This window comes from Pseudomonas alcaligenes (genome assembly GCF_041729615.1).
In the GTDB taxonomy this organism is placed as follows: Bacteria; Pseudomonadota; Gammaproteobacteria; order Pseudomonadales; family Pseudomonadaceae; genus Aquipseudomonas; species Aquipseudomonas alcaligenes_B.
The window spans coordinates 2,211,578-2,233,793 of the sequence record NZ_CP154874.1 but is presented as its reverse complement, the minus strand read 5'-3'; the positions used below and the strand labels follow the sequence as shown (position 1 = coordinate 2,233,793).

22 protein-coding genes are annotated in these 22,216 nt (G+C 63.6%); 12 read left to right on the top strand and 10 right to left on the bottom strand.

Features of this window, described 5'->3' with window-relative positions; genetic code table 11:
• Positions 1–3: 3 nt before the first annotated feature.
• Genes AAG092_RS10885 through AAG092_RS10870 form a run of 4 tightly spaced genes read left to right on the top strand, consistent with a single transcriptional unit; the run spans position 4 to position 4,876 of the window.
• Positions 4–1,455, top strand: a complete 1,452-nt coding sequence (locus AAG092_RS10885; protein WP_373386663.1) for a mannose-1-phosphate guanylyltransferase/mannose-6-phosphate isomerase — start codon at positions 4–6, stop codon at positions 1,453–1,455.
• Positions 1,455–2,252, top strand: coding sequence for an ABC transporter permease (locus AAG092_RS10880; RefSeq protein ID WP_373386661.1), 798 nt, complete (start codon positions 1,455–1,457; stop codon positions 2,250–2,252). Before AAG092_RS10885 ends, AAG092_RS10880 begins: the two co-directional genes overlap by 1 nt.
• Complete coding sequence (locus tag AAG092_RS10875; protein ID WP_373386660.1) at positions 2,252–3,499, top strand: ABC transporter ATP-binding protein; 1,248 nt, start codon at positions 2,252–2,254, stop codon at positions 3,497–3,499. Before AAG092_RS10880 ends, AAG092_RS10875 begins: the two co-directional genes overlap by 1 nt.
• 3 nt (positions 3,500–3,502) lie before the next feature.
• A complete protein-coding gene (locus AAG092_RS10870) occupies positions 3,503–4,876 on the top strand; it encodes a glycosyltransferase family 4 protein (protein ID WP_373386659.1) in 1,374 nt (457 codons plus the stop codon).
• 103 nt (positions 4,877–4,979) lie between these two features.
• Here the strand turns inward: AAG092_RS10870 and AAG092_RS10865 are convergent, their stop codons facing one another.
• From AAG092_RS10865 to AAG092_RS10840, 6 genes are all read right to left on the bottom strand, one after another.
• The gene (locus AAG092_RS10865; RefSeq protein ID WP_373386658.1) at positions 4,980–5,831 is read right to left on the bottom strand and encodes a sulfotransferase; all 852 of its coding nucleotides are present in this window, start codon (positions 5,829–5,831) and stop codon (positions 4,980–4,982) included.
• Between the two features lie 106 nt (positions 5,832–5,937).
• Positions 5,938–6,600 carry an acyltransferase family protein gene (locus AAG092_RS10860; protein WP_373386657.1) on the bottom strand — a complete coding sequence of 221 codons (663 nt, stop codon included), beginning with the start codon at positions 6,598–6,600 and terminating at the stop codon, positions 5,938–5,940.
• Positions 6,593–7,743, bottom strand: a protein-coding gene (locus tag AAG092_RS10855) for an IS3 family transposase (RefSeq protein ID WP_125841855.1) whose coding sequence is annotated in 2 segments (ribosomal slippage) — positions 6,593–7,500 and positions 7,500–7,743 — 1,152 coding nt in all. Because the reading frame shifts where the segments join, the coding sequence is not laid out codon by codon here. Before AAG092_RS10855 ends, AAG092_RS10860 begins: the two co-directional genes overlap by 8 nt.
• Positions 7,744–7,783: 40 nt before the next feature.
• Positions 7,784–8,260, bottom strand: coding sequence for an acyltransferase family protein (locus AAG092_RS10850; RefSeq protein ID WP_373386656.1), 477 nt, complete (start codon positions 8,258–8,260; stop codon positions 7,784–7,786).
• Between the two features lie 249 nt (positions 8,261–8,509).
• Entirely contained in the window at positions 8,510–9,616 is a 1,107-nt protein-coding gene (gene aguA, locus AAG092_RS10845) for an agmatine deiminase (RefSeq protein WP_373386655.1), read from the bottom strand.
• 271 nt (positions 9,617–9,887) lie between these two features.
• On the bottom strand, positions 9,888–10,529 hold the full coding sequence (locus tag AAG092_RS10840; protein ID WP_373386654.1) for a TetR/AcrR family transcriptional regulator: 642 nt from the start codon (positions 10,527–10,529) through the stop codon (positions 9,888–9,890).
• 135 nt (positions 10,530–10,664) lie between these two features.
• Between AAG092_RS10840 and ilvA the strand changes: the two genes are divergently transcribed.
• From ilvA to AAG092_RS10825, 3 genes are read left to right on the top strand one after another with little or no spacing between them, the layout of a single operon-like run.
• On the top strand, positions 10,665–12,179 hold the full coding sequence (gene ilvA / locus AAG092_RS10835) for a threonine ammonia-lyase, biosynthetic (protein WP_373386653.1): 1,515 nt from the start codon (positions 10,665–10,667) through the stop codon (positions 12,177–12,179).
• Between the two features lie 11 nt (positions 12,180–12,190).
• On the top strand, positions 12,191–12,634 hold the full coding sequence (locus AAG092_RS10830) for a DUF2269 family protein (protein ID WP_373386652.1): 444 nt from the start codon (positions 12,191–12,193) through the stop codon (positions 12,632–12,634).
• 28 nt (positions 12,635–12,662) lie between these two features.
• The gene (locus tag AAG092_RS10825) at positions 12,663–13,130 is read left to right on the top strand and encodes a DUF2269 domain-containing protein (RefSeq protein WP_110680490.1); all 468 of its coding nucleotides are present in this window, start codon (positions 12,663–12,665) and stop codon (positions 13,128–13,130) included.
• Here the strand turns inward: AAG092_RS10825 and AAG092_RS10820 are convergent, their stop codons facing one another.
• On the bottom strand, positions 13,131–13,787 hold the full coding sequence (locus AAG092_RS10820) for an HAD family hydrolase (protein WP_373386651.1): 657 nt from the start codon (positions 13,785–13,787) through the stop codon (positions 13,131–13,133).
• Positions 13,788–13,933: 146 nt separating this feature from the next.
• Here AAG092_RS10820 and AAG092_RS10815 point away from each other — a divergent pair, with 146 nt between their 5' ends.
• Together AAG092_RS10815 and ptsP are read left to right on the top strand one after the other, a co-directional pair.
• Positions 13,934–14,413 (top strand): RNA pyrophosphohydrolase, encoded by a 480-nt coding sequence (locus tag AAG092_RS10815; RefSeq protein ID WP_110680488.1) that lies wholly within the window; start codon positions 13,934–13,936, stop codon positions 14,411–14,413.
• 19 nt (positions 14,414–14,432) lie between these two features.
• Positions 14,433–16,712, top strand: coding sequence for a phosphoenolpyruvate--protein phosphotransferase (gene ptsP, locus AAG092_RS10810; protein ID WP_373386650.1), 2,280 nt, complete (start codon positions 14,433–14,435; stop codon positions 16,710–16,712).
• A gap of 60 nt (positions 16,713–16,772) precedes the next feature.
• On the opposite strand, the gene rpmG is transcribed toward ptsP, so the two are convergent.
• Positions 16,773–16,928, bottom strand: coding sequence for a 50S ribosomal protein L33 (rpmG, locus tag AAG092_RS10805; RefSeq protein ID WP_021702025.1), 156 nt, complete (start codon positions 16,926–16,928; stop codon positions 16,773–16,775).
• Between the two features lie 10 nt (positions 16,929–16,938).
• The gene (gene rpmB, locus AAG092_RS10800; RefSeq protein ID WP_021702024.1) at positions 16,939–17,175 is read right to left on the bottom strand and encodes a 50S ribosomal protein L28; all 237 of its coding nucleotides are present in this window, start codon (positions 17,173–17,175) and stop codon (positions 16,939–16,941) included.
• A 321-nt stretch (positions 17,176–17,496) separates the two neighbouring features.
• Here rpmB and AAG092_RS10795 point away from each other — a divergent pair, with 321 nt between their 5' ends.
• Complete coding sequence (locus tag AAG092_RS10795) at positions 17,497–19,071, top strand: ABC transporter substrate-binding protein (protein WP_373386649.1); 1,575 nt, start codon at positions 17,497–17,499, stop codon at positions 19,069–19,071.
• Here AAG092_RS10795 and radC read toward each other — a convergent pair.
• Positions 19,068–19,742, bottom strand: coding sequence for a DNA repair protein RadC (radC, locus tag AAG092_RS10790; RefSeq protein WP_373386647.1), 675 nt, complete (start codon positions 19,740–19,742; stop codon positions 19,068–19,070). The genes AAG092_RS10795 and radC overlap by 4 nt on opposite strands.
• A gap of 138 nt (positions 19,743–19,880) precedes the next feature.
• Here radC and coaBC point away from each other — a divergent pair, with 138 nt between their 5' ends.
• Positions 19,881–21,089: a bifunctional phosphopantothenoylcysteine decarboxylase/phosphopantothenate--cysteine ligase CoaBC gene (coaBC, locus tag AAG092_RS10785; protein ID WP_373386646.1), complete on the top strand. Its 1,209-nt coding sequence runs from the start codon at positions 19,881–19,883 to the stop codon at positions 21,087–21,089.
• A gap of 23 nt (positions 21,090–21,112) precedes the next feature.
• Positions 21,113–21,568 (top strand): dUTP diphosphatase, encoded by a 456-nt coding sequence (dut, locus tag AAG092_RS10780; protein WP_373386645.1) that lies wholly within the window; start codon positions 21,113–21,115, stop codon positions 21,566–21,568.
• Positions 21,569–22,216 lie beyond the last annotated feature (648 nt).

The following is a 22,216-nucleotide window of genomic DNA, read 5'->3' as shown; positions in this document are numbered from 1 at the left end:
TCCATGAGCGTCGTTATCCCCGTCATCATGTCTGGCGGGGCGGGTACCCGCTTATGGCCGGTTTCTCGGGAGGGCCACCCCAAGCCGTTCATGCGTCTTCCCGATGGCCAATCGTTGCTGGGTAAGACCTACCGGCGAGCCGCAGCGCTGATCCCGCAGGGGGGGATGATCCTCACGGTCACCAACCGGGAGTACTATTTCGCCAGCAAGGATCACTTCAGCGAGAGTCGCTTACCCCATCACCGAGCACACTTTCTTCTTGAGCCGGAAGGGCGAAATACCGCTCCAGCCATTGCCTCCGCGGCTTGTGTTCTGGCCCGGGAGTACGGCGAGGACGCGATCATGGTGGTCATGGCGGCAGACCATCTGATCGAGGACCTGGTCTCATTCAAACAGGCTACCGAACACGCGATTCTATTGGCCGAGCAGGGGTATCTGGTGACGTACGGTGTCCGCCCCACTGCGCCAGAAACTGGCTTTGGTTACATCGAGTCGGGAGAAAGCCTCGATACCGAGGGAGGCTGCAAGGTGGCTCGCTTCATCGAAAAGCCTGGCCAGGCTGCTGCCGAAGACTATCTGCGTAGCGGGCGCTTCTTGTGGAATTCGGGAATGTTCTGCTTTCGGGTTGGCAGCATTCTGCGCGAAATAGCCGAGCACCAGTCGGAGATCGTGCCACTCGTGACCGAATGCATCGACAACAGCCCGACTCACGACAGTGCCGGTGTGCGCATGCAGGAGCTGCATGGTGGTCTGTTTGCTCAACTGCCAGACATCTCCATCGACTATGCAGTGATGGAGCGTTCGAGCTCCGTGGCCGTGGTTCCGGCTTGCTTTGACTGGAGCGATATCGGCTCTTGGAGTGCCTTGTCGCGTTTGATACCTGAAGACAACGAGCGTAATCGTGTACTGGGGGAAGCGATACTGGTCGATACCCGCAACACCTTCGTGCTGGGCGAGAGTCGTCTGGTGGCAACCGTGGGCGTTGATGATCTGATCGTTGTGGACACGGCTGACGCTGTGCTGGTCGCTCGTGCGGATCGGGCCCAGGAGGTGCGCCGGGTCGCCCAGCAGCTGAAGCTGCAGAACCATGAGGCCTACCGCCTACATCGAACCGTGGCTCGTCCTTGGGGCAGCTATACCGTTCTGGAGGAGGGGCCGCAGTTCAAGATCAAACGCATCGTGGTCAAGCCAGGTGCCTCGCTCTCCCTACAGATGCACCATCACCGCAGTGAGCATTGGATTGTCGTGAGGGGGATGGCCAAGGTCATCAATGGTGGCGATGAGCCGCGTCTGATCAACACCAACGAATCCACTTTCATTCCAGCCGGGCACAGGCATCGCCTGGAAAATCCGGGAGTCATTGATCTGGTCATGATCGAGGTGCAGAGCGGCGAGTATCTGGGTGAGGACGACATTGTGCGTTTCGATGACCGGTACGGCAGGGCCGGCCGCTGATGTCGCTGCCATCCATTCGAGCTGTCTGGCAGTTCCGTGGCTTCATCCTGAGTAGCGTGAAAAGGGAGTTTCAGGCGCGCTACCAGAACTCGTTGCTCGGCGCGCTGTGGACCTTCATCAACCCGCTCGCGATGATTCTGGTCTATACGCTGGTTTTCTCCCAGTTGATGAAGGCTCGCCTACCAGGGGTCGACAGCGGCCTGGCCTATGGCATCTATCTGTGCGCCGGCATTCTTACATGGGGCTTCTTTGCAGAGGTGATCGGCAAGGGGCAGGCGATATTTCTGGAGAATGCTCGCCTGTTGAAGAAACTGAGCTTTCCCCGGATCTGCCTGCCTATTGTGGTGTTGTTCAATGCATCGGTGAACTTTGCGATCATTTGGGGCCTGTTCATCAGCTTTCTGTTATTGAGTGGCAACTTTCCCGGATGGGTCATTCTGGGCATTGTTCCGGTGCTGGTCATACAGATGTTGTTCGCACTCGGTCTGGGAATATGCCTGGGTGTGGTCAATGTCTTTTTCCGCGATGTAGGCCACCTGACGGGGGTCATCTTGCAGTTCTGGTTCTGGTTCACCCCCATCGTATACCCGCTCTCGGTTCTGCCTGATCAACTGCAGGCGCTCGTTCGACTCAACCCAATGGCACAACTGATCGGGGCGTATCAGGGTGTGTTCATTCATCAACAGTGGCCGGCCTGGCAAAGCCTCTGGCCCAGCGCACTATTGGCGCTCCTGCTCTGTGCAATGGCGCTCGCGCTTTTTCGCAAGCGTGCTGGCGAGATGGTGGACGAACTCTGATGGGCGATATACGCATCGAGGGACTGGGCAAGGCCTATAAGCAGTACGACTCCCAGTGGGGGCGCCTATGGGAATGGCTGGTGCCTTTTGCCAAGCCAAGACATAGGCTCAAGTGGGTTTTGCGCGATATCACCTTCGCGATCAAGCCGGGTGAGGCTGTCGGTGTGATCGGCATCAATGGAGCTGGCAAAAGCACATTGCTGAAAATGATCACCGGCACTTCCCAGCCCACCTGTGGCAGCATCCAGCTCACCGGCAGGGTGGCTGCCCTGCTGGAGTTGGGCATGGGCTTCCATCCAGACTTCAGCGGCCGTCAGAATGTCTTCATGGCAGGACAGTTGCTCGGCATGACCTCGGCCGAGATTGCCGAGCTGATGCCCGAGATAGAGGCATTTGCGGAAATTGGCGACTATATCGACAGGCCGGTTCGCATCTACTCGAGTGGCATGCAGATGCGTCTGGCCTTCAGCGTTGCTACCGCTCGCCGCCCGGACGTTTTGATAGTGGATGAGGCGTTGTCGGTTGGTGATGCCTATTTCCAGCACAAAAGCATGGATCGCATTCGCCAGTTCCAGAAGGCTGGAACCACATTACTGATCGTTTCGCACAGCCGGGATGCCATCCAGTCCATATGTGACAGAGCGATTCTTCTTGATCATGGCCGATTGGCGCTGCAGGGGCCGCCGGAAGAGGTGATGGACTTTTATAGTGCGATGCTCGCGGAACGCGAGCACAACACTATCCGGCAGGAGCGTCTAGCCAACGGCAAGCTCAGAACCATATCCGGAACCGGCGAAGCCGAGCTGGTGGATATCAGTCTGCTCAATGCGGACGGACGGCGTGTCGAGCTGGTGGAGATCGGCTCGGGCGTGACTCTTGAGCTACGTGTCGCCGTCAGGGCGGATATACCGCGGCTGGTTCTGGGTTTCCTCATCAAGGACCGCTTAGGGCAGGCGCTCTATGGCATCAATACGCACCGAATGGGTCAGGCCCTGGAGGATCTGTGTGCTGGCGAGGAAGTAGTTTATCGCTTTGCCTTTCCGGCCAATCTGGGTAAAGGCAACTACTCGATAGCCACCAGCCTCTCCCGTTTCGACTCCCATCTGGATGCCAACTACGAGTGGCGTGATTTTGCGGCGATTTTCCACGTGGTTAATTCGCGTAAGCCCGACTTCGTTGGCTGCGTGTCGCTGGATGCGTCACTGATGATTGAGCGCAGGAAAACGGCGCTGGTCGACAAGGATTGATACATGCGTTTTTTGGTCGAGTGTACCTACGTCTACGAGCACCCCAAGGACAATTCCGGCATCCAGCGTGTCGTGCGCAATGTCATCAACCACCTGGGTCGGGTCGATGCTGGCGTCGAGTGCATACCGGTGATGATGCATGCCGGTCAGCTGTATCGGGTTATCAGTCTTACGCCCCTGCGGGCGGATCTGCGTGGCGGGTTGAGAAAGGCCTTGATCGTCAAGCTGGAGCATGCTTTGGCTCGCTTCTGGTGGTGGCATTCCCGCTTTGAGCGGCTTTGGCCGCTCAGCGAGGAGGGGCTTGCCAGACGACTCTGGCGGTTGTTCGGGCGCATGCTGGCGTTAACGCTGTTTGTGCCGATCAAGATCGCCCGTTATTTCTGTCCCTCCACGGCCCCCGCGCCCGAACGGGCCATCCCTTTCGAGGCGCAGGCTGGCGATCAACTTCTGATGCTTGACTCTTCGTGGCATGCCGATTTCTTTCCCCTGGCTGAGGGGCTGAAGGCGAAGGGTGTTGGCATCATTTCGGTGATCTATGACCTGATTCCCCTGACACATCCTCAGTTCTGCGACGAGGGTCTGGTGAAGGTTTTCGACCGCTGGTTCGATTGGGTAGCGAAGACTGCTGATGGCTTCATGGCCATCTCGCAGACGATCAGCCGGCAGGTTGCCGAAGAGTTGGAACGCAGGTTGGGGCCCCGGGAGGCCAGGCAGCGGTGGCATGGCCATTTCTACCTCGGCGCCGACCTCGACCTGGCGCGAGACCGCGCCGTGCGGGAGCACTCACTGGCATCGCTGTTTCAGGGCGATGGGCCGGTCTATTTGATGGTCAGCACCATCGAACCACGCAAAAACCATCAGTATTTGCTGGATGCCTTTGAGTTGCTCTGGGAACAGGGCAGCCCGGCCCGTTTATGCATCATCGGCAAAGTTGGCTGGAAATGTCAGGATCTGATCAGGCGGATCCAAAGGCATCCTGAGTGGAAAAAGCGACTCTTCATGTTCAATCAGGCGGATGACAGTAGCCTGGAATATGCCTATGCGAATTCTACGGCCCTGGTATTCCCCTCTCACGTCGAGGGCTTTGGCTTGCCTCTGGTGGAGGCGATGCAGCGTGGTCTTCCTGTAATGGCGAGTGACATCCCGGTATTCAGGGAGGTTGGGGGGGATTTCATGGCTTATTTTGACCTGCAGGCCCCCTCCAGCTTGGCTGAGCTGATCCTGGAATTTGAGAAGAGTAAGGCGTTCCCGGCGCGGCGATCGATAAGTGAGTGGTCGTGGATTGACTGGCTCGAGTCCAGTCGACAGCTAATACGGGGTAGCCTGGCCGGTGTGTCGGGGAGCGGAGTTGAGGCCGGCGATACGGGCCCTGTATAGCGCCGACAGCTGGTGGTATGCACCTTCTCATTGGCAACGACGGCAATTGCCGATGCCAGTTGCGAGCTGAAGAGCAGGCGCGCTAGCGGTCAATCTATATGGTTCAGGCGAACTCTTTCCAGAAGTCCGCTTTTTTGTCGCAGTACTTCAGAAACTGCTGAATATCCTCGCGCAGAGTATTCACCACCAACTCCCTGGTTGGGCTATCCCATTCCAGTGACTTGGTGAATGGGCGGCGGAGACCAATGCGGCTGAACAGTCGATTTTGAGTCGGCACGCTTAACCTGGCCAGCTTGTAGCCAGTAAAACGGTTGGTGCGCAGAAATCGGAGCAGGCGGGTGTCGTAAAGCTTTTCGTCCCTGGAGTTGAGTTGAGCACCTGCAGAAGGGTTCTGGTAGTGGGCATCAACCCCCAGGAATGAATAGCAGCGCGACAATTCTTGCTGTGGTGCTTTTTGCAGATCCTCGAGAAATATCACCAGAATCTGTTCGTCGCTGAAGTGTTTCCGGAAAGACTGCAGGCGTGTCCAGTAGCGCGAGTCCGCGAGTAATGCTGGAAGACCCGCGATGGCATTGGCGATGCCAAAGGGGGCGTTCACCGCATAGTGGGGGCCGCTGTGGTGGAATTCTCGGTAACTCGACTCGATCCGCTTCAGTGGGTTGCGCACACAGAAGATCAGTTTCATCTGTGGATTTTCTTTGGCTAGCCGCTGGCTGACCAGATCGCCAAACTCTTCGGTCGAATACATCTGCGAGCCTTCGCCGAGCAGTTGGCCCTGCTGCGCATCGCGGAACAAGCCCTCATAGGCCGGGCGATGCTCGATTACATCCGGGCGGTTGAAATGGTGTGGCTCTTTCATCGAAGGGATAAAGATCTGCGGATGTTCGCCCAGGAGGTAGCAGAGCGTCGTGGTGCCGCATTTATTGATTCCGGGGACCAGGAAGTCGATCTTCATCGAGTAGCCATACCTTGCAGTTGTGCTGCGCCGGCAGCAGGTTTCTGTTGTAGTGGATTTGCCGGCGGATTCTGACATGGAGCATGTCCATATAGAACCAGGTGAGTCAGGGCGATTTAGTTGGCTGTACCGGTTCTAGGGACGGTGTCATTCCCTGTTTCATCATGGAGCTGAAACCGCGCCGCGCCAGGCGGTAGCGTTCGATCTGGGCCTGCAGGCGCGCTAGCAGTATCGAGACGGCAATGCTACCGAGGATGGTAGACAGCACATACAGAAAGCCATCCTTGGCCAGGGTCAGCCCAAGGAGCTTTTCGCAGCAGAAGAATACGAGGAAGTGGCTGATGAAGATCGGATAGGCCAGACGCCCAAGGAGCTCGTCCAGGCGAGGTAGCCACTTCCCGGTATTTCTTGCATGCAAGGCGAATGCAAGCAATGGCATGGCTAAGGTCGCGCCAATCAGCAGCTCCAATACATAGGGGTTGGCATAAAGTCCAAGGGCCGGTGCTATCGCCAGCAACATCGTTAGATAGAGCCCCAGATATATTTGCAGGACACGGCGGAAGAATGCGTCTTCACGCCTGCCGTAGGCCAGTCCGGCTAAGAAAAACACTAACACGCCGAAAATGAAACGATAGCCGAAGTTGTTGCTGTTGAATGAGCCTGTGGCATGGAACAGCGCGGCAATCTGTATCGTTAAGGCTATCGCGAAGATCCATGCGATGGCTTGGTGCCGGAGTGCCAATTGAATCGCCCCGGATTCCCTAGACACTTTCCAGGCTCAGTAAATGTCGCTTCTCAAACTCTACCGGTGACAGCTGGTTGTTGAAACCATGCCGGCGTTTTGGGTTGTAGAACATCTCGATGTAATCGAACACATCAGCGCGAGCATCCTGCCTGGTGCTGTAGATCTTTCGCCTGATCCGCTCCCGCTTCAGCAGCTGGAAAAAGCTTTCCGCTACCGCGTTGTCATAGCAGTTGCCACGTCGACTCATGCTGCCAAGCAAGTTGTTGGCTTTCAGGAAACTCTGCCAGTCGCCGCTACTGAACTGGCTCCCCTGATCTGAGTGAATCATCACCTCCTGCTTTGGCTTGCGTCGCCAAACCGCCATCAGCAAGGCATCAATAGCTAGGTCGCTGGTCATCTGCGGCTTCATTGACCAACCGATTACCTGCCGCGAAAACAGGTCTAGTACCACCGCCAAATACAACCAGCCCTCATAAGTGCGGATGTAGGTGATGTCCGTGACCCAGACCCTGTTGGGTTCGGTGACATTGAATCGGCGCTCCAGATGATTCGGTGAGGCCACTGGAGGCTTGCCACCATAACGGCCCGGTCGACGCCGGTACCCTGTCTGCGAGCGCAGTCCTTCCAGGCGCATCAGTCGAGCAACGCGATGCTTGCCGCACGCCTCTCCAAGCTCACGCAGGTCGTCATGAATTTTGCGGTAGCCGTACACACCACCGCTCTCTAGCCACGAGTGCTTGATCAGACCAAGCAGACGTTGATCATCCTTGGCTCGTGCTGACTTCGGTTCAGCCAGCCAGGCGTAGTAACCGCTGGCATGTACTTTCAGAGTCAGGCACAGACGACGAACCGAATAGTCTGCGGATAGCTGATTGATGAAGGCGTACTTCAGCCGCACTCCTTGGCAAAGTACGCGGCGGCCTTTTTTAGGATGTCTCGCTCTTCGGTCACGCGCTTGAGTTCAGCACGCAGACGACGTAGCTCAGCTTGCTGGTCGTCCTCTTGCGCTCGCTGCTCTTGGGGCTTGCTGTAGCGCTTTACCCAGGCATACAGGCTGTGCGTCGACATGCCCAGACGAGCAGCTACCTCAGCAACCGGAAGACCTCGCTCGGTCACCTGCTTGACTGCTTCGATTTTGAATTCTTCGGGATAACGCGGGTTGCTCATGACACCTCCTAATGGGTCGTATTATGAGGCACGGAGGTGTCTACGAAACTAGGGTCGATTCAAATATCAGTGGCAGTAGCAGGTAGAAGTGGAACTCACTGGATAGTGACCATGCCGGCGGCACTATAGGGTGCGGTAGTAGGGCCTTGATGCTGAGTGGCTCGAAAACATAGTTGGCGGGCAGCAGAGCGAGGTTCAGGAACACCTTCAGGGGAGTGGCCGCCTGCTGAAGGAACATGGTGTGTTGCGCGGGGCCAAGCCAGTGGATCAGCAGGAAAGTCAGTAAGACCACCACGCAATATTGCGGCATCAGCTTGAGTAGGCGATCCACATAGAAGTCGCGGATCGGGCTCTGGCTGTGTTGCTGGAATCGCAGGTAACTGCGCCCCATCAGATAGCCACTGATGAAATAGAACAGGATCACCGCGCTGACTCCCGGATTCAGCGGCATGCCAAGGCCAGGAATATGCGACAGCAGAACCAGCAAGGCGAGGGCGAAGCGGAAGATGCCGAGCATTGGTGTAGGAAACCGAATAGAAGCGGACCGGCAGTGTGACCAAAAAAGTACAAGGCGTTAAGTACACAGGCATGGTTTGCGTGTGTCTTCTACAGTTCCCGACTCTCTAGCGCCCTTGGCTCTTCTCTCTGTCCATGGGGATGCTGCCACTATTCCAGATGGCAGCCGCCCAGGTGCTACAGCGCTTGAATATCTAGCGAATGCTTGGTTCCACACATCCAGGCTGATGGTCGAGTAGGTAAGTTCAAGTCAGCGCCGTTGCGGCGCCGGCTGCTGCTGGGTGATGCAGTGGATATTGCCGCCACCGAGGAGAATTTCCCGGCCCGGCACCATCACCACGCGGTGCTCGGGGAACACGCGCTGGAGGATGGCGCGGGCTTCCTCGTCCTTGGCGTCGTCGAAGCTCGGCGCGACGATGCCGCCGTTGACGATCAGGAAGTTGACGTAGGAGCCGGCCAGGCGCACCGCGGGGCTGCGCTCCTGGCTGCCTTCGGCGGCGTCGACGCCGGCGCATTCTTCCGCGGTGGCGTGGATCGGCCCGGGGATCGGCATCTTGTGCACCACAAGCGCGCGGCCCTTGGCGTCGCGGGCCGTCTCCAGCACCCGCATGGCCGCCTGGCAGCGTGGGTAGTTGGGGTCGTTGGTATCGTCGGTCCAGGCCAGCAGCACCTCGCCGGGGCGCACGTAGCAGCAGAAGTTGTCGACGTGGCCGTCGGTCTCGTCGTTGTACAGGCCGTCCGGCAGCCAGATCACGGTATCGATGGCCAGGTGCTCGCGCAGCACCGCCTCGATCTGCTCGCGGCTCAGGTGCGGATTGCGGTTCTTGTTGAGCAGGCATTCCTCGGTGGTGATCAGGGTGCCCTCGCCGTCGACGTGGATGGAGCCGCCCTCCAGCACGAAGCCTTCGGTGCGGTAGCGCTCGCAGCGTTCGATCTCGAGGATCTTGCTGGCCACCTGGTCGTCGCGCTGCCAGGGCCAGTACAGGCCGCCGTCGAAGCCGCCCCAGGCGTTGAAGGTCCAGTCCACGCCGCGCACAGCGCCGGCGGCGTCGATCACGAAGGTCGGCCCGGTGTCGCGCACCCAGGCGTCGTCGGTGCTGATTTCCACCAGGCGGATGTTGCTGGCGTCGAGACGCGCGCGGGCGTTCTCGTACTGGCCGGCGGAGACGCACACGGTCACCGGCTCGAATTGCGCGATGGCCTTGGCCACGGCGGTGAAGGCGGCCTGCGCCGGCTTGCCGCCGAGGCGCCAGTTGTCCGGGCGCTCGGGCCAGACCATCCAGGTCTGGCTGTGCGGTTCCCATTCGGCGGGCATGCGGAAGCCGTCGGCGCGCGGAGTGCTGTGGAGTGTGGTCATGGCAATGGTCCGTGGGTAACGCGCCGGCCGCTTGCGGCCTTGCGCCGGTGGTTGTGGGGAGTCATCCGGGCTCATCTGACACTAGCAGAGCGCCGGGGGGATTCCTGGCTGCAGGAGCGGATGTCGAATTTATAGCCGATAAAAATCGACTTTGGAAGTCGCTTATAGTCTTTGATAGCTATTTGTTGGGCTATTTGCTGACAAATATCGATTTTATGGCGGCTGTTGCGGCGCTCTTCCGCCGGGCGCCTGCGCTGCCGCTGTGCGGCGCTCAGGCGAGTGGCTGCTCGCGCCTGGGCAGGGCGGGCGGCAGGTACAGGGCCAGGTAGGCGTCGAACACGCGCATGCCTTCCTCGGCCAGGCGTGGGGTGATGGTGCCGTGCAGTTGCACCGAGCGCGCGTAGACCCGGTCGCCCAGTTCCATGGCCAGGGCGAACACGTCGATGTCGCTCGGCAGCTGTGGCAGCGGGAAGTGGCGATCGAACAGGGCCTGCATCAGGCGCCCCAGCTCCAGGTCGTGCTGGCGGTCGGCCTGGGTCACCTCGGACAGCCCGTGCTGGGCCAGGATCAGCTGGCGCGCCGCACTGTCGCTGGCGTAGATGGCCAGCATGCGCTGCTCGACGATGCGCGACAGGTCGCGCCAGTCGCGCAGCGCGGCATGCGCCACCGGTTGCAGCAGGCAGTCGCGGAAGGCAGCGTGGATGTCGGCGGTCAGCGCCTCCAGCAGGGCCGGCACGCTGGCGAAGAAGTGATAGACCGACGAGGGCGGAATGCCGGCGCGCTCGGCCACGGCATAGATGGTCAGGCCGGCGAAGCCCTGGCTGCTGAGCAGTTCGCGCGCGGCGGCGAGGATCTGCTCGATGCGCGCCTGGCTGCTGGCGCGGGGTTTGCGGGGGCTGGCGGGGCGGGGCATGCCGGTCTCCTGTCCGGGGGAGGCGCTATTGGACGCCAGACGAACCGGGGAGGCAAGCCGCGCCGCCGCGGCTCCCGCATCCACGCCGCACTGGGGTAGACTGGCCCGTCCGCCCCTCAGCCAAGAACGCCCGCAATGCTCGAACAGTACGTGAAGATGATGCTCACCTCGCGCGTCTATGACGTCGCGGTGGAAACCCCGCTGCAACCGGCCCGCCAGCTCACCGAGCGGCTGGGCAACCAGATTCTGCTCAAGCGCGAGGATCTGCAGCCGGTGTACTCGTTCAAGATTCGCGGCGCCTACAACAAGCTGGCCCAGCTCAGCCCCGAGGAGCTGGAGCGCGGCGTGGTCACCGCCTCCGCCGGCAACCACGCCCAGGGCCTGGCCCTGGCCGCCAAGCACCTGGGGGTGAAGGCCACCATCGTCATGCCGCGTACCACGCCGGAGCTGAAGGTGCAGGGCGTGCGCTCGCGCGGCGGCAAGGTGGTGCTGCACGGCGACGCCTTCCCCGAGGCCCTGGCGTACTCGCTCAAGCTGGTGGAAGAGAAGGGCTACAGCTACATCCACCCCTACGACGACCCGCTGGTGATCGCCGGGCAGGGCACCGTGGCCATGGAGATCCTGCGCCAGCAGCCGGGCCAGCTGGATGCGGTGTTCGTGCCGGTCGGCGGCGGCGGGCTGATCGCCGGCATCGCCGCCTACGTCAAATACCTGCGCCCGGACATCCGCGTGATCGGCGTCGAGCCGGACGACTCCAACTGCCTGCAGGCGGCCATGGCCGCGGGCCAGCGCGTGGTGTTGCCGCAGGTCGGGCTGTTCGCCGACGGCGTGGCGGTGGCGCAGATCGGCCAGCACACGTTCGACATCTGCAAGGATTACGTCGACGAGGTGATCGCCGTCAGCACCGACGAGATCTGCGCGGCGATCAAGGACATCTACGACGATACCCGCTCGATCACCGAGCCGGCCGGCGCCCTGGCCGTGGCCGGGATCAAGAAGTACGTGGAGCGCGAGGGCGTGCAGGGCCAGGTGCTGGTCGGCATCGATTCCGGCGCCAACATCAACTTCGACCGCCTGCGTCACGTGGCCGAGCGCGCCGAGCTGGGCGAGAAGCGCGAGGCGATCATCGCCGTGACCATCCCCGAGCGTCCGGGCAGCTTCAAGGCCTTCTGCGAGGCGATCGGCAAGCGCCAGATCACCGAGTTCAACTACCGCTATCACACTGACCGCGAGGCGCACATCTTCGTCGGCGTGCAGACCCACCCGGAGCACGATCCGCGCGCGGCGCTGGTGGAGAACCTGCGCAGCCAGGGCTTCCCGGTGCTCGACCTGACCGACAACGAACTGGCCAAGCTGCATATCCGCCACACCGTGGGCGGCCATGCGGCGGCGGTGGCGGACGAGGTGGTGTTCCGCTTCGAGTTCCCCGAGCGGCCGGGTGCACTGTTCAACTTCCTCAATCGCCTGGGCGGGCGCTGGAACATCACCATGTTCCACTACCGCAACCACGGTGCCGCCGATGGTCGCGTGCTGGCTGCCCTGCAGGTGCCGGCGGACGAGCGCGAGCAGATTCCGGCGGCCTTCGACGCCATCGGCTATCCCTATTGGGACGAGACCGACAATCCCGCCTACAAGCTTTTCCTCGGCTAACGGAGCCCGTGATGGAACACTACCCGCTGCTGAAATATGCCCACCTGATCCCCGCCGTGCTGCTGTTGGCCGGGCTGATCGCGCATGCCTTCATGCTGTGGAAGGCCCATCGCGCGGGCGATGCCGGCGTGCTGGCGCGCAAGCTGCGCGTCACCCGCCTGTACAGCCTGCCGGCGCTGGGTCTGCTGGCCGTTTCGCTGCCGATCAGCGGCTGGTGGCTGGTGCATATCGTCGGCCTGCCCCTGGGCGCCAGCTGGCTGCTGTACAGCGCCGTGCTGTTTGCCGTGCTGATGGTCATTGGCCTGCTGCTGCACGGCCGCCTCGGCGCCTGGCAGGCGGCCCTCGCCACGGGCAACGTACCGGTCAAGCTGCTGCGCTTCGTGCTCGCCTACGGGGTCGCCCTGCTGGTGCTGCTGCTGGCGATCTTCGCCCTGATGGGGGCCAAGCCGGCCTGATGTCCCGATCGTCTCGCGAGCAGCCGCGATGAGCCTCTACCTGCTGCTCAAGACCCTGCATGTGCTGTCCGCCGCCCTGCTGTTCGGCACCGGGCTGGGCTCGGCCTACTACGCCCTGCGCGCCTGGCGCAGCGGCCAGTTGCAGGTGATCGCCACCACCTTCCGCCACCTGGTCATGGCCGACTGGCTGTTCATCGCCACCACGGCCGTGTTCCAGCCGCTCTCCGGCCTGGCCCTGGCCAGACTCGCCGGCTGGCCGCTGAACCAGAGCTGGCTGCTGTGGAGCGCCGGGCTGTTCGTGCTGGCCGGGCTGTGCTGGCTGCCGGTGCTGTGGCTGCAGATGCGCGTGCGCGACATGGCCGCCGAGGCGCTGCGGGGCGGCGGCGTGCTGCCGGCGCGCGCCCACCGCTACATGCGCATCTGGTTCGTGCTGGGCTGGCCGGCCTTCCTGGCCTTCATCGCCATCTTCTGGCTGATGGTGGCCAAGCCGCTCTGATCAGTCGCGCAGGCTGAGCACCGGCCAGCCGCGCTCGTTGGCGATGGCGCGCAGGGTGTCGTCCGGATCGACCGCCACCGGCCTGGTCACCGCCTCCAGCAGCGGCAGGTCGTTGCGCGAGTCGCTGTAGAAGTAGGCACCGTCCAGGCTCAGGCCGGTCTCGGCGAGCCACTGGTTCATCCGCGTCACCTTGCCCTCCTGGTAGCAGGGCACGCCGGCGACCCGGCCGGTGTAGCTGCCGTTGTCCATGCCGCACTCGGTGGCGATCAGCGTCTCGACGCCCAGGCGCGCGGCGATCGGCGCGGTGATGAAGCGGTTGGTGGCGGTGATGATCACCAGCTTGTCGCCGGCCGCGCGGTGCTCCTGCAGCAGCGCCTCGCCCTTGGCCAGGATGATCGGCTCGATCACGTCACGCATGAACTCGGCCTGCCAGCGCGCCAGCTCGGCGGCCTCGGTGCGGGCGAGGATGGCCTGGGTGAAGCTCTGGTAGGCCACCACGTCCAGCTTGCCGGCGCAGTAGTCGGCGTAGAAGGCGTCGTTGCGCGCGCGATAGGCGGCGGCGTCGACGCGGCCGGTGGCGCAGAGGAATTCGCCCCAGCTGTGGTCGCTGTCGCCGGCCAGCAGGGTGTTGTCGAGGTCGAAGAGGGCAAGGCGCACGTCGGATTACCTGGTTCGCGGTGGTCACGGAGGGGGCGCCAGAATAGCCGCTTTCGCCGCCCCTGCCCATGCCAGGGGCCCGCGTTTGCTGCGCCCGCGGGCTTTGTGGAACAATGCCGGCACATGCGTTTTGAAGGTGGTGTGCCGTGATCGATTCCGATGGTTTTCGCCCTAATGTCGGCATCATCCTGACCAATGATGTCGGTCAGGTGCTCTGGGCTCGGCGGATCAACCAGGACGCCTGGCAGTTTCCCCAGGGCGGCATCAATCCCAGCGAGTCGGCCGAGCAGGCCCTGTACCGCGAGCTGAATGAAGAAGTCGGCCTGGAGCAGCAGGATGTGAAGATTCTCGCCTGCACCCGCGGCTGGTTGCGTTATCGTCTGCCGCAGCGCCTGGTGCGCACGCACAGCCAGCCGCTGTGCATCGGGCAGAAGCAGAAATGGTTCCTGCTGCGCCTGACCAGCGACGAGAGCCGGGTGCGCATGGACCTGACCGGCAAGCCGGAGTTCGATGGCTGGCGCTGGGTGAGTTACTGGTACCCGCTGAATCAGGTGGTCACGTTCAAGCGCGAGGTCTACCGCCGCGCGCTCAAGGAATTAGCCCCGCGCCTGCTGGCGCGCGACTGACGGAGTTCGAGTGCGAGCCATGCTCAACACCCTGCGCAAGATCGTCCAGGAAGTAAACGCCGCCAAGGACCTCAAGGCGGCGCTGACGATCATCGTGCAGCGGGTGAAGGAGGCCATGGGCAGCCAGGTCTGCTCGGTCTACCTGCTCGACCCGGACAGCAACCGCTTCGTGCTGATGGCCACCGACGGCCTCAACAAGCGCTCCATCGGCAAGGTCAGCATGGCGCCCAACGAGGGCCTGGTCGGCCTGGTCGGCACCCGCGAGGAGCCGCTCAACCTCGAGCACGCCTCCGAGCACCCGCGCTACATGTACTTCCCCGAGACCGGCGAGGAGCGTTATGCCTCCTTCCTTGGCGCGCCGATCATCCACCACCGTCGGGTGATGGGCGTGCTGGTGGTGCAGCAGAAGGAGCGTCGCCAGTTCGACGAGGGCGAGGAAGCCTTCCTGGTCACCATGAGCGCCCAGCTCGCCGGAGTGATCGCCCACGCCGAGGCCACCGGTTCGATCCGCGGCCTGGGCAAGCAGGGTAAGGGTATCCAGGAGGCGCGCTTCGTCGGCGTGCCCGGCTCGCCCGGCGCGGCCGTGGGCACCGCCGTGGTGGTGCTGCCGCCGGCCGACCTCAATGTGGTGCCGGACAAGGCCGTCGACGATATCCAGGCCGAGCTGGCGTTGTTCGGCAAGGCCCTGGAGTGGGTCCGCGAGGACATGCAGGAGCTGTCCGAGAAGCTCGCCAGCCAGCTGCGCAAGGAGGAACTGGCGCTGTTCGAGGTCTACCGCATGATGCTCGACGACGCGGCGCTCGGCGGCGAGGTGCGCAAGGTCATCCAGACCGGCCAGTGGGCCCAGGGCGCCCTGCGCCAGGTGGTCACCGAGCACGTGTCGCGCTTCGAGCTGATGGACGACGCCTACCTGCGCGAGCGCGCCAGCGACGTGCGCGACCTCGGCCGGCGCCTGCTCGCCTACCTGCAGGAAGAGCGCAAGCAGAACCTGGTCTACCCGGACAACAGCATCCTGGTCAGCGAGGAGCTGTCGCCGGCCATGCTCGGCCAGGTGCCGGAAGGCAAGCTGGTCGGCCTGGTCTCGGTCACCGGCTCAGGCAACTCGCACGTCGCCATCCTCGCCCGGGCCATGGGTATCCCCACGGTCATGGGGGTGGTCGATCTGCCCTATTCCAAGGTCGACGGCATCGAGCTGATCGTCGACGGCTACCACGGCGAGGTCTTCACCAACCCCAGCGAGCTGCTGCGCAAGCAGTACGCCGAGGTGGTCGAGGAGGAGCGCCAGCTGGCCCAGGGCCTCGACGCCCTGCGCGAACTGCCGTGCGAGACCCTGGACGGCCAGCGCCTGCCGCTGTGGGTCAACACCGGTCTGCTGGCCGACGTGAAGCGCGCCCAGGAGCGCGGCGCCGAGGGTGTCGGCCTGTACCGCACCGAAGTGCCGTTCATGAACGGCGAGCGCTTTCCCAGCGAGAAGGAGCAGCTGGCCACCTACCGCGAGCAGCTGGCCGCCTTCCATCCGCTGCCGGTGACCATGCGCACCCTGGACATCGGTGGTGACAAGGCGCTGAGCTACTTCCCGATCAAGGAAGAGAACCCCTTCCTCGGCTGGCGCGGTATCCGCATCACCCTCGACCACCCGGAGATCTTCCTGGTCCAGGTGCGCGCCATGCTCAAGGCCAGCGAAGGCCTGAACAACCTGCGCATCCTCCTGCCGATGATCTCCGGCATACAGGAGATGGAGGAGGCGCTGCACCTGATCCACCGCGCCTGGGGCGAGGTGCGCGACGAGGGCGTGGACATCCCCATGCCGCCGGTGGGCGTGATGATCGAGATTCCCGCCGCCGTCTACCAGATCCGCGAGCTGTCGCGCCAGGTCGACTTCATCTCGGTTGGCTCGAATGACCTGACGCAATATCTATTGGCGGTGGATCGCAACAACCCGCGGGTCGCCGACCTCTACGACTTCCTCCACCCGGCCGTGCTGCACGCGCTCAAGCTGGTGGTCGACGGCGCCCATGCCGAAGGCAAGCCGGTGAGCATCTGCGGCGAGATGGCCGGCGACCCGGCTGCGGCCGTGCTGCTGCTGGCCATGGGCTTCGACAGCCTGTCAATGAACGCCACCAACCTGCCCAAGGTGAAGTGGCTGCTGCGCCAGATCAGCTCGAGCAAGGCGCGCGAGCTGCTCGGCCAGCTGATGACCATCGACAGCCCGCAGGTCATCCACAGCACCCTGCACCTGGCTCTGCGTAACCTGGGGCTGGGGCGGGTGATCAATCCGGCGGCGACCATCCAGAGTTGAGGATCGCTGGAAATGAAAAAACCCGCCAATTGGCGGGTTTTTTCGCAAGGGCCGGATCAATTACTTGATCTTGGCTTCCTTGTAGGTCACGTGCTTACGGACGACCGGATCGTATTTCTTGATCTCGATCTTGTCCGGAGTGGTGCGCTTGTTCTTGTCAGTGGTGTAGAAGTGGCCGGTACCGGCGCTGGACACCAAACGGATCAGTTCACGCATGATTAGCTCCTTAAACCTTTTCGCCGCGAGCGCGCAGCTCGGACAGCACTACGTCGATGCCGCGCTTGTCGATGATGCGCATGCCCTTGGCGGAAACACGCAGACGCACGAAGCGCTTCTCGGACTCGACCCAGAAGCGATGATGCTGCAGGTTCGGCAGGAAACGACGACGGGTTTTGTTGTTAGCGTGGGAAACGTTGTTCCCGGTTACCGGACCCTTACCGGTAACTTGACAGACTCTCGACATGCCTCAGCCCTCTAAACCACATGCCCAACCCGGCATGGGTTGGCCGCTTGAACTCAATAGTCATTTGGCGCTCAGCGCCGCGTTTCTCGGGGTCTTACCGGTGTTTTGCGTTGCCGCAGGACCGGGCCCCTAGAAAAGAGCGCTGCTTTATACCAGAACAGCAGGTCGCTCGCAAGGATTGCCAGGGCCGGGTTGCGCCGCTGCCGGCCAGGAGCGGCGCAGCCTCGCAGCGGCGGGGGCATGACCGCTCGTCGCCGGAATTCGTTGTCGCTCTCGCGCCCATGGTCTAGGGTTGGGTTCTTGTCGATCGGAGGAACCGCGATGCGTCTTGCCGCCCTGCCCCTGCTGCTCGCGCCCCTGCTGAGCCAGGCCGCCGTGCTCAGCGTCTGTACCGAAGCCAGTCCGGATGGTTTCGACGTGGTGCAGTACAATTCGCTGACCACCACCAACGCCTCGGCCGATGTGCTGATGAACCGCCTGGTCGACTACGACGCCGCGGCCGGCCAGCTGGTGCCCAGCCTGGCCGAGCGCTGGGAGGTCTCCGCCGACGGCCTGAGCTGGACCTTCCAGCTGCGCCCGGGAGTGAAGTTCCAGCGCACCGAATGGTTCACGCCGAGCCGTGAACTGAATGCCGACGACGTGCTGTTCAGCTTCCAGCGCATGCTCGACCCGGCCCATCCCTGGCACCAGGTCGCCGCCAGCGGCTATCCGCATGCCCAGTCCATGCAATGGCCGGCACTGATCGAGCGCATCGAGGCGCCGACGCCGCTGAGCGTGCGCTTCGTGCTCAAGCGCCCGGACGCCACCTTCCTCGCCACCCTGAGCATGGGCTTCGCCTCCATCTACTCGGCGGAATATGCCGACAAGCTGCTGGCCGCCGGTACACCGGAGCAACTCAACAGCCAGCCGGTTGGCACCGGCCCCTTCGTGCTCAAGCGCTTCCAGAAGGATGCGGTGATCCGCTACACGGCCAACCCCGACTATTTCGCCGGCAAGCCGGCCATCGACGGCCTGGTGTTCGCCATCACCCCCGACGCCAATGTGCGTCTGCAGAAGCTCAAGCGCGGCGAATGCCAGATTGCCCTGTCGCCCAAGCCGCTGGACGTGCAGGCGGCGCGTCAGGAGCCGAAGCTGAAAGTGAGCGAGACACCGGCCTTCATGACCGCCTTCGTCGCCCTCAACAGCCAGCACCCGCCGCTGGACAAGCTGCAGGTGCGCCAGGCGATCAACCTGGCCTTCGACAAGGCCAGCTACCTCCAGGCCGTGTTCGAGGGCAGCGCCACCCCGGCCAGCGGCCCCTACCCGCCGAACACCTGGAGCCATGCCAAGGACCTGCCCGGCTATGCCCACGATCCGGCTAAGGCCCGCGCGCTGCTGGCCGAAGCCGGCCTGGCGGAAGGCTTCAAGACCACCATCTGGACCCGCCCGTCGGGCAGCCTGCTCAACCCCAACCCGACCCTCGGTGCCCAGCTGCTGCAGGCCGACCTGGCCAAGGTCGGCATCCAGGCCGAAATCCGCGTGATCGAATGGGGCGAGCTGATCCGCCGGGCCAAGGCCGGCGAGCACGACCTGCTGTTCATGGGCTGGGCCGGCGACAACGGCGACCCGGACAACTTCCTGACGCCGCAATTCGCCTGCGCCTCGGTGCAGTCCGGGCTGAACTTCGCGCGCTACTGCGACCCGCAGCTGGACCAGCTGATCAGCGAAGGCAAGGCAGCCAGCGCTCAGGAGCAGCGCAGCGCCCTGTACCAGCAGGCGCAAACGCTGATCCAGCAACAGGCACTGTGGCTGCCGCTGGCGCATCCCACCGCCTTTGCCCTGCACAGCGATAGGGTCAGCGGCTACCAAGTCAGCCCGTTCGGCCGCCAGGACTTTGCCAGGGTTCGGCTGGACTAGACCCAGCCATACTCGGCCATCGACAACGGCTCGCCGTCGCCGACGATGAAGTGATCGAGCACACGCACCTCGATCAGGCCGAGCGCCTCCTTGAGTCGCTCGGTCAGCTGGCGATCGGCCTGGCTGGGCTCGGCCACCCCTGACGGATGGTTGTGCACCAGGATGGCCGCCGCCGCGTTGTGCGCCAGCGCGCGCTTGACCACCTGCCGCGGGTAGACGCTGGCGCCGTCGATGGAGCCGAAGAACAGCGCTTCGAAGCAGATCACCCGGTGCTTGGCATCGAGGAACAGGCAGCCAAACACCTCGTGCGGCTCGTGGCGCAGGCGCGCCTTGAGGTAGTCGCGCACCGCCTGCGGACTTTCCAGCGCAGAATCCCGGCGCAGACGCTCGGCCAGATGACGGCGGCCCATCTCCAGCACCGCCTGCAGTTGGGCGAACTTGGCCGGGCCGAGGCCCAGGCGTTGGCTGAAGGAACCCAGGTCGGCCTCCAGCAGCGCGCGCAGGCTTCCGAAATCGGCCAGCAGGTGGCGCGCCAGGTCCACCGCGCTCTGCCCGGCCACGCCGGTGCGCAGGAAGATCGCCAGCAGCTCGGCGTCGCTCAGCGCCGCCGCCCCCAGCTCCAGCAGTTTCTCCCGCGGGCGCTCCGCCGCGGGCCAGTCGCGTATGCTCATGACATCTCCCTGTCCGTCGGCCCGCTGTTCCGGCGCAGGCCCTGTGCTATCTTAGCCCGGCTTTTTTGGCGCGGTGACCGGCCTGGGGAGGTGTCGCCGCCGCGCTGCTATCCACACCACATTATTAAAGGCAGGCCTATGCAGCGGCTGTATCGGAAACGCATCGTCCTGGGCGTCGGCGGCGGCATCGCCGCCTACAAGAGCGCGGAGCTGGTCCGTCGCCTGCGCGACCAGGGCGCCGAGGTGCGGGTGGTGATGACCCGCGGCGGCCGCGAGTTCATCACCCCGCTGACCCTGCAGGCGCTGTCCGGCCATCCGGTGCACCTCGACCTGCTCGACCCGGCCGCCGAAGCCGCCATGGGCCATATCGAGCTGGCCAAGTGGGCCGACCTGGTGCTGATCGCCCCGGCCACCGCCGACATCATGGCGCGCCTGGCCCAGGGTGTGGCCGACGATCTGCTGACCACCCTGGTGCTGGCCACCGACGCCCAGGTCGCCCTGGCCCCGGCGATGAACCAGGCCATGTGGCGCGACCCCGCTACCCAGGCCAACGCCGAACTCCTCGTCCAGCGCGGCCTGCACCTGTTCGGTCCGGCCGCCGGCAGCCAGGCCTGCGGCGACGTCGGCCCCGGGCGCATGCTGGAGGCCGAGGCGCTGGCCCAGCGCGCCGCCGATTGCTTCCAGTGGCAGGCGCTAACCGGCAAGCACGTGCTGATCACCGCCGGGCCGACCCAGGAAAACATCGACCCGGTGCGCTACATCACCAATCACAGCTCCGGCAAGATGGGCTTCGCCCTGGCCGAAGCGGCCGTGGAGGCCGGCGCCAGGGTGACCCTGGTGACCGGCCCGGTGCACCTGCCGACACCCGACCGGGTCAAGCGCATCGACGTGGTCAGCGCCCGCGACATGCTCGCCGCCTGCGAGGCCGCCATGCCCTGTGACCTGTTCATTGCCTCCGCCGCCGTCGCCGACTACCGCCCGGAAGTGGTGGCCACCCAGAAGATGAAGAAGGACCCCAGCAGCGGCGAGGGCCTGCTCCTGCAGCTGGTGCGCAATCCGGACATCCTCGCCACTATCGCCGGCCGCGCAGATCGTCCCTTCAGCGTGGGCTTTGCCGCAGAAACCGAGAACCTGCTCGACTATGCTGCGCGCAAGCTGAAGGACAAGAACCTCGACCTGATCGTCGCCAACGACGTGGCCAACCCGACCATCGGTTTCAACAGCGAAGAGAACGCCATCACCGTGATCGATCGCGAGTTGCAGGCCAGCGCCTTCGCCCAGACCAGCAAGAGCAAGATCGCCCGCCAACTGGTGGCCTTCATTGCCGAGCGCCTGAACCGCGCCTGATTCATTCGTCTACGGAACCCGTCATGCACGCTCTGCAAGCCAAGATTCTCGACCCGCGCCTGGGCAGCGACTTCCCCTTGCCGCAGTATGCCACTCCCGGCTCCGCCGGCCTCGACCTGCGCGCCATGCTCAAGGAGGACAGCGTCCTCGAGCCGGGCCAGACGCTGTTGATCCCCACCGGTCTATCCATTTATATCTGTGATCCCGGCCTGGCTGCGCTGATCCTGCCGCGCTCGGGGCTCGGCCATAAGCACGGCATCGTGCTCGGCAACCTGGTCGGTCTGATCGACTCGGACTACCAGGGCGAGTTGATGGTTTCCTGCTGGAACCGCGGGCAGACGCCCTTCACCATCGCCGTCGGCGAGCGCATCGCCCAGCTGGTGCTGGTGCCGGTGGTGCAGGCGCATTTCGAGCTGGTCGAGGAGTTCGACGCCAGCCAGCGCGGAGCCGGTGGCTTCGGGCATTCGGGTAGCCACTGAATCAGGGCATGAACCGCCAGGGAGACGCTGCGTGAAACTGTTCAAACGTACCGCCAAGGATTCCGACCAGCCGATTTCCGTCGCCCCGGCCAAGCCCGCGCGCTCCGCTAACGACGCGCAGGCGCTGCTGCCGGGGGCCATCGCCGTGCTGGGCGGCCTGCTGCTGGCCGCCGCCCTGATCGGCTTCAATCTCAGCGGTAGCGCCCAGCAGCAGCGCCAGCAGCTGATCGAGGCCTGGGGCGCCGGCCAGGCCGGCGCCTTGCAGCAGGCCCAGCGCCAGTTGCACGCCGACACCCAGGCGGCCGCGGCCAATCCGGCCCTGCTCGCCGCCCTGCAGAGTGGCGATCGCAACCTGATCGGCGCCGCCGAACGCAGCCTGCTGCACTGGCAGGGGGTGGTTGATGCGCATCTCAACCTGCCGGGGCGCGCGGCCCTGGATGTGGGGCGCAGCGGGCCGATGAACTTCGCCGCGCTGGACATGATCCGGCGCCTGGAAAATGGCCAGACGCCTGCCGTGGAGGCCTACAAGATCGCCGAGCGCTGGCTGGTCTACAGCGTCGCGCCCCTGCGCAGCCCGGGCAGCGAGACGCTGCAGGGCACCCTGCTGCTGGTGGTCGAGCTCGACCGCCTGCTGGCTGCCCTGCCGGT

Coding starts and splice junctions, on each gene's coding strand:
- AAG092_RS10850 (WP_373386656.1), bottom strand. CDS start 8,260: ATGCTCGGCATCTTCCGCTTCGCCCTCGCCTTGCTGGTTCTGCTGTCG.
- AAG092_RS10825 (WP_110680490.1), top strand. CDS start 12,663: ATGAGCCTCTACCTGCTGCTCAAGACCCTGCATGTGCTGTCCGCCGCC.
- AAG092_RS10795 (WP_373386649.1), top strand. CDS start 17,497: ATGCGTCTTGCCGCCCTGCCCCTGCTGCTCGCGCCCCTGCTGAGCCAG.
- ilvA (WP_373386653.1), top strand. CDS start 10,665: ATGCTCGAACAGTACGTGAAGATGATGCTCACCTCGCGCGTCTATGAC.
- radC (WP_373386647.1), bottom strand. CDS start 19,742: ATGAGCATACGCGACTGGCCCGCGGCGGAGCGCCCGCGGGAGAAACTG.
- AAG092_RS10885 (WP_373386663.1), top strand. CDS start 4: ATGAGCGTCGTTATCCCCGTCATCATGTCTGGCGGGGCGGGTACCCGC.
- rpmB (WP_021702024.1), bottom strand. CDS start 17,175: ATGTCGAGAGTCTGTCAAGTTACCGGTAAGGGTCCGGTAACCGGGAAC.
- ptsP (WP_373386650.1), top strand. CDS start 14,433: ATGCTCAACACCCTGCGCAAGATCGTCCAGGAAGTAAACGCCGCCAAG.
- AAG092_RS10830 (WP_373386652.1), top strand. CDS start 12,191: ATGGAACACTACCCGCTGCTGAAATATGCCCACCTGATCCCCGCCGTG.
- dut (WP_373386645.1), top strand. CDS start 21,113: ATGCACGCTCTGCAAGCCAAGATTCTCGACCCGCGCCTGGGCAGCGAC.
- AAG092_RS10875 (WP_373386660.1), top strand. CDS start 2,252: ATGGGCGATATACGCATCGAGGGACTGGGCAAGGCCTATAAGCAGTAC.
- AAG092_RS10865 (WP_373386658.1), bottom strand. CDS start 5,831: ATGAAGATCGACTTCCTGGTCCCCGGAATCAATAAATGCGGCACCACG.
- AAG092_RS10840 (WP_373386654.1), bottom strand. CDS start 10,529: ATGCCCCGCCCCGCCAGCCCCCGCAAACCCCGCGCCAGCAGCCAGGCG.
- AAG092_RS10880 (WP_373386661.1), top strand. CDS start 1,455: ATGTCGCTGCCATCCATTCGAGCTGTCTGGCAGTTCCGTGGCTTCATC.
- coaBC (WP_373386646.1), top strand. CDS start 19,881: ATGCAGCGGCTGTATCGGAAACGCATCGTCCTGGGCGTCGGCGGCGGC.
- AAG092_RS10870 (WP_373386659.1), top strand. CDS start 3,503: ATGCGTTTTTTGGTCGAGTGTACCTACGTCTACGAGCACCCCAAGGAC.
- rpmG (WP_021702025.1), bottom strand. CDS start 16,928: ATGCGTGAACTGATCCGTTTGGTGTCCAGCGCCGGTACCGGCCACTTC.
- aguA (WP_373386655.1), bottom strand. CDS start 9,616: ATGACCACACTCCACAGCACTCCGCGCGCCGACGGCTTCCGCATGCCC.